The sequence below is a fragment of the Streptomyces sp. NPDC058326 genome (assembly GCF_042879855.1).
Lineage (GTDB): Bacteria > Actinomycetota > Actinomycetes > Streptomycetales > Streptomycetaceae > Streptomyces.
On the sequence record NZ_JBHVZO010000016.1, the window covers coordinates 71,331 to 84,270 of the forward strand.

Consider the following 12,940-nt stretch of genomic DNA (forward strand, 5'->3'; position numbering starts at 1 on the left):
TGCCGGCCGTGGCGGGCACGGCACCCGCCGTGACGCGCCACCGGCATCAAGAAGACGTCAAAAGCTGCCGGGTCACGGCAATGCGAACGAGAACCCCTCTGCTCCAGGATGGTCCCCGGAAGGGCACGGGCGTGGGTCCGATGCCGGGAGACGGAAATCGCGATGTGTGAGCGGAGCGCGCACACGGAGCGGGTGGCGGTTCCTCCGGCAGCACCCGCCGTCCGGTGCTCGCCCCCATGGCGCCGCCCGAAGCCGCGGCTCCCCACTTCCTCCATCGACACGGGGTTTCTCATGGATGCCTTCACCGTGGGCATCGGCGTGCTCGTCGCCGTTGTCCTGCTCGTCACCCTCGTCCTGCTCTTCGTGATCAGCCGGCTGTTCCGCAAGGTGGAGCAGGGAAAGGCGCTGATCGTCTCGAAGATGCGGAAGGTCGACGTCACCTTCACCGGGCAGGTCGTGCTGCCCGTCCTGCACAAGGCCGAGGTCATGGACATCTCGGTGAAGACCATCGAGATCTCGCGGACGGGCCGCGACGGCCTGATCTGCCGTGACAACATCCGCGCCGACATCCGGATCTCGTTCTTCGTCCGGGTCAACAAGACCGTCGAGGACGTCATCAAGGTCGCCCAGGCCATCGGCACCGCCCGCGCCAGCGACAAGGAGACCCTGCAGGAGCTGTTCAACGCCAAGTTCTCCGAGGCGCTGAAGACCGTGGGCAAGCAGCTCGACTTCACCGACCTGTACACCAAGCGCGAGGAGCTCCGCTTCCGGATCATCGAGATCATCGGCATCGACCTCAACGGCTACAGCCTGGAGGACGCCGCCATCGACTACCTGGAGCAGACGCCGCTCTCCCAGCTCGACCCCGGCAACATCCTCGACGCCCAGGGCATCCGCAAGATCACCGAACTGACCGCCGTCGAGAACGTCAGGACGAACGAGTTCCGGCAGCACGAACAGAAGGAGATCACCCGGCAGAACGTCGATGCCCGGGAAGCCATCCTGGAGCTGGAGCGGCGTCAGGCCGACGCCGAGATCAAGCAGAAGCGCGAGATCGACACCGTACGGGCCCGGGAGGAGGCCGAGACCGCGAGGGTCGTGGAGGAGGAGCGGCTGCGGGCGCAGAGCGCCTTCCTCAGGACGGAGGAGCAGCTCGGGATCCAGCGGGAGAACCAGGCCCGCGAGGTGGCGGTGGCGCAGAAGAACCGCGAGCGGGTCATCGCCGTCGAGAACGAGCGGATCGAGAAGGACCGCATGCTCGAGGTCATCGCCCGTGACCGGGAGACCGAACTGACCCGCATCTCCGCGGAGAAGGAGGTGGAATCGGAGCGCCGGGACATCGCCGAGGTGATCCGCGAGCGGATCGCGGTGGACCGCACGGTCGCCGAGCAGGAGGAGTCGATCAAGCGGCTGCGGACGGTCGAGGAGGCCGAGCGCACCCGGCAGGCCGTCGTCATCGCGGCCGAGGCCGAGGCACAGGAGAAGCTGGTCAAGGACATCAAGGCCGCGGAGGCGGCCGAGCAGGCCGCCGTGCACCGCGCCGCCGAGGAACTCACCCTGGCCGAGGCCCGCAACAAGGCCGCCGACATGGACGCCCGTGCCAAGATCCGACTCGCCGAGGGCGTCCAGGCCGAGGCCGCGGCCGAGGGACTCGCTGCGGCGCAGGTCCGGGAGAAGGAGGCCGACGTCATCGAGAAGGCCGGCCGCGCGGAGGCGGAGGCCACCGAGGCCCGGCTGCGCGCCGAGGCCACCGGCGCCCGCGAGAAGGCCCTCGCGGTGGCCGCCGGCACGCGGGAGCAGGCGCTCGCCGAGGCCACCGCCATCGGCGAGAAGCTGAAGGCCGAGGCCGCGGGCCTGACCGAGAAGGCGGCGGCGATGGCCGCGCTCGACGAGGCGTCCCGTACGCACGAGGAGTACCGGCTCCGGCTGGAGGCGGAGAAGGAGATCCGTCTCGCCGGCCTCGACGTGCAGCGGCAGGTCGCCGAGGCGCAGGCCACCGTCCTCGCCACCGGCCTGGAGAACGCCGACATCAACATCGTCGGCGGGGAGTCGGTCTTCCTCGACCGGCTCGTGCAGTCGATCACCCTGGGCAAGTCCGTCGACGGCTTCATGGACCACTCACAGACCGCGCGGACACTGGCCGGCCCCTGGCTGAACGGCGAAGGCACCTTCACCGAGGACCTGGGCAAGGTGCTCGGCTCGCTCTCCAGCGCCGACGTCCAGAACCTCAGCGTCTCCGCCCTGCTCGCGAAGGTCATGAAGTCCGGCGTGCTCGACGCGCCCGTACCCCACCCGGCCCCCGCGCCCCCGGCCGGGACCACCGCGCTGAACGGCGCGGTCACGAACTGACCGCCCCGGGGGGAGCGGTCACAGCGGGTCCGGAGCCGGCATACGGGGGTTGTCGGCGCCGGACCCGTGTCCACCACGGCACAAGGAGCGGAACGAGATGAGCGCCGGAATCGACCAGGACACGTACGCGGTGCTCCGCGACCGGCTCGCCGCGCAGGCGGCCGAACTGGCCGCACGCGCCGAGGCCCTCAACGAGGCCAGGATCGCGGCCTTCGGCTCCGGCGAGTTCGCCCTCGCCGTCACCGGCAGCCTCCGCACCGAGCACCCCCGCGTGCCCCGGGACCTCGTGGTCGTCGGTGACGACGTGCTGCTCCTCGGCTCCCACCCGTCCTCCACGGGGACCACCGGGACCTCGGTCGCCGATGTCTTCACGCTCTACGACCGGGACCTGAACCCGCTGCCCGAGGAGGCCGTGCCCGGCCTCCTCGACGACCCCGGCTTCGTACGGGAGTTCTCCGCGCTGCACCGCTACTTCCGGGGCGCGCGCCTGCAGCGGCTGCGCCGGACGGAGGGCCGGCTCCTCGCCGTCTTCCGGACCGGGGAACAGGCCGACGACCTCCGGGTCCTGCGCTGGTCCGTCGACGTGTCCGGCGGGACGCGCTTCCTCGACGCCCAGGGCGAGCGCGACCACGTCTTCCCGCCCTCCCACGACGTCGACTGGGTGGAGACGACCCGCGACGACCATGTGCCGGGCCGTCATCCGCACGTCTCGCTCGACGGCCGTCTCTTCGTCTCCACGGCCGGCGGGGCGCTGACCCTCAAGACGGAGAACGACACCGGGACCGCCGAGGGCGTCCACGCCGAGCCGGTCGACGAGCCGCTGCAGTCGCTGGCCGACGCCGAGATCGCGTACGCCGTCGTCGGCGCCCTGACCCTGATCCGCGTCCGCCCGTACAAGGAGGAGGCCCACCGCCACCTCGTCTTCAACGCGCTGACCGGGACCGTGGTCAGGCTGGACGGCATCGGTCAGGCGTGTCTGCGGCTCCCCGAGGACGAGGGGATCGTCTTCCCCGGCGGCTACTGCCTCGCCTCCGGTGTGGTGAAGACCTTCGACACCGGGACGTCGGGTCTCGTCCTCGACAGGGCGGTCCGGTCCCCCGGGGGAGAGGACCTTCTCTTCGCCTTCCACGCCCAGGCGGAGGGCAGGGGCCTGCTCCTCCCGTACAACCTGATCCGCAAGGAGATCGCGCATCCGGTCGGCTGTCGCGGGTACGCGCTGCTCGGCGACGGGACGATGGCCGTGCTGCGCGGCGAGTCGAGCGAGCCCGGCCGGGTCCATCCCGTGCAGATGTGGCGGACGCCGTACGTCTCCGACACCCATGTGACCGCCGAGGGAGACGGCCCACTGGCCCGCATCGGCAACGCGGACCTGGTCCGGGGGATCGCCGACTGCCTGTCGATCGCCCGCCGGGCGACCGATCTTTCGCCCGCCCGCGAGGTGTACGAGGGAATCGTCGCCGCCTGTGGCCGCGCCGCCGACGTCCATCACTGGCTGACCGCCCAGGACGCCGGAGACCTGAGCGCTCCCCTGACCGGGCTCCGGGCCACCGCCGCACAGGTCCTCGACGAGTTCGAGACCGTGACGACGCTCACCCGGCAGGCCGCGGAGGCGCTCGCCGAGTCCGCCCGGCGGATCGGCGGACTGGTCCGCCGCGTCCGGGGCGAGGCACCCGCCACGGCCGAGGAGTGGATCTCCCGGATCACCGAGCTCCGCCAGGCACAGGGTCACCTCATGACCCTGAAGGAGATGCGGTACGCCGACACGGACCGCATCGACGCCCTCGCGGTGGACGTCCAGGGCGACATCGCATCGGCCGCCCGGCGGGCCGTCGCCTTCCTGCGCCACGAGGACGCCTTCGCCGCCCACCACGCCGAGGCGGAGCGCCTCGCGGACGAGGCCGGGACCGTGACGACCGTCGCCGGGACGGGCCCGGTCGCCGACCGTCTCGACGTACACACCGCGGGCCTGCGGACCCTCAGCGAGATCGTCGCCGGACTCGACATCGGCGAGGCCACCGTACGCACCTCGATCCTGGCCCGTATCGCCGACGTCATGGGCGCGCTGAACCGCGTCCGCGCCCTCCTCACCGCCCGCCGCGCGGAGCTCCTCGACCAGGAGGGCCGCGCGGGGTTCGCCGCCGAGTCCGCCCTGCTCGGCCAGGCCGTGACCGGAGCGCTGGCCGCCGCCGACACCCCCGACCACTGCGACGACCAGCTCGGCCGCCTCCTGCTCCACCTGGAGAACCTGGAGTCACGCTTCGCCGAACACGACGGCTTCCTCGCCGACATCGCCGAGCGGCGCACCGAGATCCACGATGCCTTCACCGCCCGCAAGCACTCCCTCCAGGACGCCCGGGCCCGCCGCGCGGAGCAGCTCGCCGGGTCGGCCGGCCGGGTACTGGAAGCGATCGCCCGCCGGACCGCGACCCTGACCGATCTGGACGAGGTGCATACGTACTTCGCCTCCGACCCCATGGTCGCCAAGGTCCGGCGAACCGTCGCCGAGCTGCGGGAAGTCGGCGACGACGTACGGGCGGAGGAGCTGGAGAGCAGGCTCGGCGCCGCCCGTCAGGAGGCCGGCCGGGCGCTGCGGGACCGCACCGAGCTGTTCTCCGACGGCGGCGACACCCTGCGGCTCGGCCGGCACCGCTTCGCCGTCAACCGCCAGGCCCCCGAGCTGGCCCTCGTCCCGTACGGGGACACCCTCGCCCTCGCGCTGACCGGAACCGACTACCGGGCGCCGGTCACCGACCCGGAGTTCGCCGCCACCCGACCGTTCTGGCACCGGACCCTGCCTTCCGAGTCCCCGGAGGTCTACCGGTCCGAACACCTGGCGGCACGGCTGCTGACCGCGCACGGACCCGCCGGCCTCGCGGGCGCCGACCTGCCCGCCCTCGCACGGCAGGCGGCGGAGTCCGCCTACGACGAGGGGTACGAGCGCGGCGTCCACGACCACGACGCGGCGCTGATCCTGGAAGCCGTCCTGGCACTGAGCGAGGGAGCGGGACTCCTCAGGTTCCCGGGGGAGGCGCGGGCGGCGGCCCAGATCTTCTGGGCGCACTCCACCACCGCCGAAGCACGCGAGCAGTGGACACACCGAGCCGTCGCGCTGTCCCGGGCTTGTGACCTCTTCGGCGCGGAGTCGGCCCTCGACGGCCTGCGGGCGGAACTGGCCGCGGAGACCGGGGACGCGACCGCCGCCGCGTATCTGACGGCCGAACTCGCCTCCACGGCCAAGGGCTTCGTCGCCTCGGAGGCGGTCCGTACCTTCCTCGACGCGTTCCGGCGCGCCGTCGGCAGGACCTCCGTGTACGACGACGCCCTCGCCGCCCTCACCGGGCCGGAGGCCAGGCGACAGCTCGTCGAGGCCTGGCTCACCTCCTACGCGTCGGCGTCGGGGGAGTGCCCCGACGAGGGCGTGCTCGCCGAGGCCGTCGCCGTCGAGCTCTGCCCCGGGCTCGACCGCTACGAGGTCACCGCCCCGACCACGGCGACGGTCACCGGACTCCTCGGCAGCCACCCCCGCCTGCGGGGACGCGCCCTCGAGCTGCGGCTCGACGAGTTCCTGGCCAGGACGCGGGCCTTCGCCGCCACCGACGTGCCCGCCTTCCGCGCGTACCAGGAGCAGAGGGCGCGGCTCGTCGCCACCGAACGCGCCCGGCTCCGCGTGGACGAGTACCGGCCGCGGGTCATGTCGTCCTTCGTCCGCGGCCGGATCGTCGACGAGGTCTACCTCCCCCTGGTCGGCGACAACCTCGCCAAGCAGCTCGGCGCGGCCGGAGACGCCAAGCGCGGTGACACCCACGGCCTGCTGCTGCTCCTCTCCCCGCCCGGCTACGGCAAGACCACGCTGATCGAGTACGTCGCCGAGCGCCTCGGCCTGCTTCTCGTGAAGGTCGACGGGCCGGCTCTCGGGCAGCGGACGACCTCCCTCGATCCCGCGGAGGCCCCCGACGCGAGCGCCCGCAGGGAACTGGAGAAGATCGCCTTCGCCCTGGCGGCGGGCAGCAACGTCCTGCTGTACGTCGACGACATCCAGCACACGTCACCGGAGTTCCTGCAGAGGTTCATCCCCCTCTGCGACGCCACGCGGACTCTGAACGGGCACGACCTGCGGGGAAAGCGCTTCGCCGTCTGCATGGCGGGCAACCCCTACACCGAGTCCGGACAGGCCTTCCGCGTGCCGGACATGCTCGCCGACCGGGCCGACGTGTGGAACCTCGGCGATGTGCTGACCGGCAAGGAGGAGGCCTTCGCCTTCAGCTTCGTCGAGAACGCCCTCACGTCCCACCCGGTCCTGGCCCCGCTCGCCGGCCGCGACCGCGCCGACCTGCGGCTCCTGGCCCGGCTTGCGGCGGGCGACCCGACCGCGCGCCGCGACCGGCTCACCCACCCGTACGCCCCGGCCGAGCTCGACCAGGTCCTCGCGGTGCTCCGGCACCTCCTCACCGCCCGCGCGACCGTGCTCGCCGTCAACAGGGAGTACATCGCCTCGGCCGCCACCGCCGACGCGGCCCGCACGGAGCCGCCGTTCAGGCTCCAGGGCTCGTACCGCACGATGAACAAGATCGTGGCCCGTATCTCGCCCGCCATGGACGAGGCCGAACTCGCCGCCGTGATCGACGACCACTACGCCGCCGAGGCCCAGACCCTCACCACCGAGGCGGAGGCCAATCTCCTCAGGCTGGCCGGACTCCGCGGCACCCTCACGCCGGAGCAGGCCGTGCGCTGGAGCGAGGTGACCGCCGCCCACAGGCGGGCCAGGCGACAGGAGTGACCTGCCGCAAGCTCGTGACCAGCGGAAATAAGTGCACCGTGAACGGACCGCCCTGTCCGGATAACGGTCATGTCACGGTTCCTGGGATTCTCGTAGATCACCGTCCGTAATGTGATCTGCATCACGTGGACTGGGTGGCAAGTCGTGATAGGAATGCGCAACTCCGCAGGTGGCACCACCCCTCGCCGTCCTGCGGAACGCCGGTCACGTACCGGCAGCACGACCGAGGTGATCACGCTCCGAGTCCGCGGACGTCGATCGCTCGGGTCGCCGACCGGACAACGGCGTTCGCTCAAAGACCGCACCCTCACTGGCGCCGCCTCCCGCGCGCCGGTCCTGCGCTTCCGAGGTCCCCACCGTGTCACTCGATTCCCTCACCCAGTCCGTCGACAAGGCGGTCAGCGGCTTCTTCGAGCCGATAGCCACATGGCTCGGCGACATCGTCTTCTACTCCGTGCCCGTCGGGGGTACGCAGCTGCCCCTGATCGTGGCCTGGCTCGTCGTCGCCGGGCTTGTCTTCACCGGCTGGTTCGGCTTCGTCCAGCTGCGCAAGTTCCGGCTCGCCGTGGACGTGGTGCGCGGCAAGTACGACGAGAAGGGTTCGGCCGGCGAGGTCAACCACTTCCAGGCTCTGACCGCCGCCGTCTCCGGCACGGTCGGACTCGGCAACATCGCGGGTGTGGCCGTCGCCGTCTCCATCGGCGGCCCCGGCGCCACCTTCTGGATGATCCTCTGCGGCCTGCTCGGCATGGCCACCAAGTTCGTCGAGGTCACCCTCGGCGTGAAGTACAGGACGGTGCACCCCGACGGAACCGTCTCCGGCGGCCCCATGCACTACCTGCCCAAGGGCCTGGCCGAGCGCTTCGGCAAGAACGGCAAGACCCTCGGCAAGGTCCTCGCGGTCCTCGCCTCCTTCATGATCCTGTTCTTCGGCCTGTTCGGCGGCAACCTCTTCCAGGTCAACCAGTCCTACGCCCAGCTCGTCTCCGTCACCGGCGGCGAGGACGGCGCCCTGGGGTCCTCGGCCGGCGCCCTGTTCTTCGGCATCCTGATCGCCGCCCTCGTCGGCATCGTGCTCCTCGGCGGCATCCGCTCCATCGCCTCCGTCACCAGCAGGCTCGTGCCCGCGATGGCCGGCATCTACATCGCCGCCTGTCTCGTCGTCATCGCCGTCAACGTGAGCGCCGTGCCCTCCGCGGTCTCCACGATCATCGAGGGCGCCTTCAACCCCCAGGGTGTCGCCGGCGGTGTCCTGGGCGCGCTGATCATCGGCTTCAAGCGGGCCGCGTTCTCCAACGAGGCCGGTCTGGGCTCCGCCCCGATCGCCCACTCCGCGGTGAAGACCAAGCACCCCGCGAGCGAGGGCCTGGTCGCCCTCCTGGAGCCGTTCATCGACACGGTCGTCATCTGCACCATGACCGCCCTGACCATCGTCATCGCCAACCCGGCCAGCTATGTCGAGCTCCGCAACGGCGGTGAGTCCATCGGCGGCGTCACCATCACCTCCGACGCCTTCGCCACGGTCATGCCCTGGTTCCCGTACATCCTGACGATCGCGGTCATGCTGTTCGCGATCTCCACGGTCCTGACCTGGGGCTACTACTGCATGAAGGCCTGGACCCACCTCTTCGGCCGCAGCAGGGCCAGCGAGCTGACCTTCAAGGTCCTCTACACCGTCTTCGCGGTCGCGGGCTCCCTGCTCACGCTCCAGACGCTGATCGACATGGCCGACGCGGTGCTCTTCATGCTCGCCGTCATCAACATCATCGGCCTCTACCTCCTCGCCCCCGTCGTCAAGCGCGAACTGAACTCCTTCCTCGCCTTCGTGAAGCGACGCGACGCGGGCCTCGACACGGACGGGGACACGGACGGGGACACCGACCAGGAGCCGGTGAAGACCACCGCCTGACCGCTCCACCAGCTCTCGAAGGGCCCTGGCCTCACCCCGCGTCCCGGTGAGACCGGGGCCCTTCGTCCCGTCACCGAGGCGGAGAGAGACGCCCTGGCGAGGCCCCCCGGCTCCCGATAGGGTGTGAAGAACGCGTCAGGATGACGCTGGTGTGCCGGGAAGTCTGGTCGGCGTCCGAGGGGCCTGTGTGCCCGATTCCGCCGACACGCCCCGGAGGCCTTCCCCATGTCCCAGTCACGCCCGCGCAAGGTGATTCTCGGTCTGCTGCCCTGGCCCGAACGCCAGGCCGTCACCGACGCCCTGCGCACGGAGACCGTCGGCGGACTGGTCCTGCTCGCCGCCGCCGTCGTCGCGCTCGCCTGGGCGAACAGCCCGTGGAGCGGAGCGTACGAGTCGATACGCGACGCCCACTTCGGCATCCCCGCCCTCGGCCTGGACCTCTCGGTCGCCCACTGGACCGCCGACGGTCTGCTGGCGATCTTCTTCCTGGTCGCCGGCATCGAGCTGAAACGCGAGTTCGTCGTCGGTGAGCTGCGGACCCCCGCCACCGCCGCGCTGCCCGTCATCGCCGCCGTCTGCGGCATGGTCGTCCCCGCCGCCCTCTACGCGCTCACCGTCACCATCGGCGACGGAAGCCTCAAGGGCTGGGCCGTAGCGATGGCCACGGACATCGCCTTCGCCCTCGCGGTCCTCGCCGTCCTCAGCACCCATCTGCCCTCCGCGCTCCGCGCGTTCCTGCTCACCCTCGCCGTCGTCGACGACCTCGGCGCCATCCTGATCATCGCCGTCTTCTTCACCTCCGACCTCAACTTCTGGGCCCTGGGCGCGGCCTTCGCCGGACTCCTCGTCTTCTACGTGCTCCAGCGCTTCCGGGTGCGCGGCTGGTGGTGGTACGTGCCCCTCTCCATCCTGACCTGGGCGCTGATGTACAACTCGGGCGTCCACGCCACCGTCGCCGGCGTCGCCATGGGCCTGATCCTGCGGACCACCCGCGACAAGGGCGAGAAGGCCTCTCCCGCCGCCCGCGTCTCGCACCTGCTCCACCCGGTCTCCGCGGGCGTCGCGGTCCCGCTGTTCGCCCTCTTCGCCGCCGGGGTCGGCGTCTCCGCCGGCGCGCTGGGCCACGTCTTCACCGACCCCGAGCCCCTCGGCGTCGTCATCGGTCTCGTCGCGGGCAAGATCCTCGGCATCTTCCTCGGCACCTATCTGGCCGCGCGCTTCACCCGCGCCGAACTCAACCCCGACCTCGCCTGGGCCGACGTCTTCGGCCTCGCCACCCTGGCCGGAATCGGATTCACCGTCGCCCTCCTCATCGGCGAACTCGCCTTCCCCGACCCGGCCACCGCCGAACACATCAAGGCCGCCGTCCTGGTCGGCTCCCTCATCGCCGCGGTGCTCGCGGCCGTCCTCCTGCGCCGCCGCAACCGCGTCTACAGGCAGCTGTGGGAGGACGAGGAACGCGACGAGGACGCCGACGGCATCCCCGACATCTACCGGACCGGCAGTACACGGCACTCCGACTGAACGAAGGGGCGGCTCCTAGGCTGTGCCCGTGACAGCCGACAACCGGCCTCTGGCCGTCTTCGACCTCGACAACACGCTCGCCGCGACCGCCCACCGCCAGCACTTCCTGGAGCGGCGCCCGAAGGACTGGGACGCCTTCTTCGCGGCGGCGCCCGACGATCCGCCGCTCGACGAGGGGATCGCGCTGTGCCGTGAGGCGGCGGAGGAGTGCGCCATCGTGTACCTCACCGGGCGGCCGGAGCGCTGCCGCCGGGACACCCTGGCCTGGCTGGCCGGCCAGGGGCTTCCCGAGGGGCCGGTGCACATGCGCCGCAACCGCGACTTCCGGCCCGCCCGGGTGACCAAGGTGGAGATCCTGCGCCGGCTCGCCGCCGACCGGGTGGTCAGGATGCTCGTCGACGACGACCCGCTGGTCTGCGACGCGGCGGAGACGGCCGGTTTCCGGGTCGTACGCGCCCGGTGGGCGACCCCGTCGCAGGCGCTGAGGGACGCCCAGGAGAAGGAGGGCCGCACGTGACCGCACGGCCCACGGGAGCCGACGGGCCGTAGGGGGCCGTCAGGCGGCCTCGTCCTCCAGGCGGAATCCGACCTTCAGTCCGACCTGGTAGTGCTCGATCGAACCGTCGACGATATGGCCTCGGACCTGCGTCACCTCGAACCAGTCGAGGCCCCGCAGCGTCTGCGCGGCGCGGTCGATGCCGTTGCGGATGGCCTCGTCGACGCCCTCGGTGGACGTGCCGACGATCTCGGTGACGCGGTAGGTGTGATTCGACATGGGGGCCGAACTCCTCTCGGTGCGTTCCCTCCACGGTGCCCCAGGGCGGGGCACGGCGCGACACGGCCAACGCGACCGACAGCTGTATACCGGAGGGTAAGGGAACGGAGGGGGCGTCCGGGGCGCGGAACGGGATGGTCAAGGACTTGACCATCCCGTTGGTCCAGACCAGAATCCAGGCCACATACCCGCGCGAACAGCCCGTTCGGTCCCCCCATGCCGGGTCAGCCCCCATGCGCACGACCCTGTGCTGAACCGCAGAAGGTGACCCACGTGAAGAACCGCCCCCTCGCCTGCCCCCTGGCAGTCGCCACCGCGCTCGCCCTCGCCGGCTGCGGGATGCTGCCGGGCGGTGACGGCGGGACGAAGACCGTCCACATCTGGCTGATGCGGGAGAGCGCCAGCGAGGACTTCCTCAACCGCTTCACCGAGGCGTACGAGGAGGAGCACGACGGCGTCGAACTCCAGGTCACCCTCCAGGAGTGGACCGGCATCGGCAAGAAGGTCACCGAGGCGATCCAGGGCTCCGGCGGACCCGACGTCATCGAGGTCGGAAACACCCAGGTCGCCCAGTACGCCGACACCGAGAAGCTCTACGACCTCACCCTGGAGTCGGTCCGCGACCTCGGCAGCGAGGACTGGCTGCCCGGTCTCGCCGAACCCGGCAGGATCGGCGGCTCCCAGTACGGCATCCCCTGGTACGCGGCCAACCGCATCGTCATCTACAACAAGGACCTGTTCCAGGACGCGGGGATCGACAAGCCGCCCGCCACCCGCGCCGAATGGCTCGCCGACACCGAGAAGCTCAACCGCGACGGCTCCCAGGGCATCTACCTCGCGGGACAGGACTGGTACACCCTCGCCGGATTCGTCTGGGACGAGGGCGGTGAACTCGCCACCGGCAAGGGCGGGGAGTGGACCGGCGCACTCGAAAGCCCGGCGGCCCTGCGCGGCATGGCCTTCTACAAGGAGCTCCAGTCCCTCGGCTCGGGCCCGAAGGACGCCGACGAGCAGAACCCGCCCCAGGCCGACGTCTTCGCCAAGGGGGACGTGGCCCAGCTCATCGCCACGCCCAGCGCCGTCGCCGCCATCCTCAAGGCCAACCCGGCACTCAAGGACAAGCTCGGCTACTTCCCGATACCCGGCGCCACGGCGGACAAGCCCTGCGCCGTCTTCACCGGCGGCTCCGACCTCATCATCCCGGAGAACGCGCCCGAGCGCGGGGCCGCCCTCGATGTCGTCAAGGCGCTGGCCGGCGAGAAGTGGCAGACCGAACTCGCCCGCGCCATGGGGTACGTGCCCAACAAGAAGGGGCTCGCCTCCGTCGTCGCGCGCCAGGAGGCCACCGCCGTCATGGCCCGGGGCGCCGCTCGCGGCCGGGCCACCCCCAACTCCCCGCAGTGGGCGGACGTCGAGGCCGACAACCCCATCAAGCCGTACATGACGGCCGTCCTCCAGGGCGAGGACCCGCTGAAGGCGGCCAGGCAGGCCTCCACCGAGATCACGGACACCCTCGCCGAATAGCAGTTCAGCGCCTCCACACCCGCGATCCCCCGGACGGTCACGTCGAATCCAGCCGGTCACGGAAGAAGTAAGGAGCCGGGCC

7 protein-coding genes are annotated in these 12,940 nt (G+C 71.2%); 6 read left to right on the forward strand and 1 reads right to left on the reverse strand.

Annotation, left to right across the window (positions count from 1 at the left end):
- Positions 1–291 precede the first annotated feature (291 nt).
- From ACFVYX_RS26350 to ACFVYX_RS26370, 5 genes are all read left to right on the forward strand, one after another.
- Positions 292–2,349: a flotillin family protein gene (locus tag ACFVYX_RS26350; protein ID WP_389683968.1), complete on the forward strand. Its 2,058-nt coding sequence runs from the start codon at positions 292–294 to the stop codon at positions 2,347–2,349.
- Between the two features lie 97 nt (positions 2,350–2,446).
- On the forward strand, positions 2,447–7,126 hold the full coding sequence (locus tag ACFVYX_RS26355; RefSeq protein ID WP_389683969.1) for a DNA repair ATPase: 4,680 nt from the start codon (positions 2,447–2,449) through the stop codon (positions 7,124–7,126).
- 358 nt (positions 7,127–7,484) lie between these two features.
- Positions 7,485–9,035 (forward strand): alanine/glycine:cation symporter family protein, encoded by a 1,551-nt coding sequence (locus tag ACFVYX_RS26360; RefSeq protein ID WP_389683970.1) that lies wholly within the window; start codon positions 7,485–7,487, stop codon positions 9,033–9,035.
- A gap of 225 nt (positions 9,036–9,260) precedes the next feature.
- Entirely contained in the window at positions 9,261–10,559 is a 1,299-nt protein-coding gene (gene nhaA / locus ACFVYX_RS26365) for a Na+/H+ antiporter NhaA (RefSeq protein ID WP_389683971.1), read from the forward strand.
- A 28-nt stretch (positions 10,560–10,587) separates the two neighbouring features.
- Positions 10,588–11,076 carry a hypothetical protein gene (locus ACFVYX_RS26370; protein ID WP_389683972.1) on the forward strand — a complete coding sequence of 163 codons (489 nt, stop codon included), beginning with the start codon at positions 10,588–10,590 and terminating at the stop codon, positions 11,074–11,076.
- Between the two features lie 39 nt (positions 11,077–11,115).
- Here ACFVYX_RS26370 and ACFVYX_RS26375 read toward each other — a convergent pair whose 3' ends face one another.
- The gene (locus tag ACFVYX_RS26375) at positions 11,116–11,334 is read right to left on the reverse strand and encodes a dodecin (protein ID WP_389683973.1); all 219 of its coding nucleotides are present in this window, start codon (positions 11,332–11,334) and stop codon (positions 11,116–11,118) included.
- Between the two features lie 273 nt (positions 11,335–11,607).
- On the opposite strand from ACFVYX_RS26375, the gene ACFVYX_RS26380 reads away from it, so the two are divergent.
- Complete coding sequence (locus tag ACFVYX_RS26380) at positions 11,608–12,858, forward strand: extracellular solute-binding protein (protein WP_389683974.1); 1,251 nt, start codon at positions 11,608–11,610, stop codon at positions 12,856–12,858.
- The last annotated feature ends 82 nt before the right edge of the window (positions 12,859–12,940 follow it).

Excerpts from the sequence above, each read along its gene's own strand:
- nhaA (WP_389683971.1), top strand. The coding sequence starts at position 9,261 with ATGTCCCAGTCACGCCCGCGCAAGGTGATTCTCGGTCTGCTGCCCTGG.
- ACFVYX_RS26355 (WP_389683969.1), top strand. The coding sequence starts at position 2,447 with ATGAGCGCCGGAATCGACCAGGACACGTACGCGGTGCTCCGCGACCGG.
- ACFVYX_RS26375 (WP_389683973.1), bottom strand. The coding sequence starts at position 11,334 with ATGTCGAATCACACCTACCGCGTCACCGAGATCGTCGGCACGTCCACC.
- ACFVYX_RS26350 (WP_389683968.1), top strand. The coding sequence starts at position 292 with ATGGATGCCTTCACCGTGGGCATCGGCGTGCTCGTCGCCGTTGTCCTG.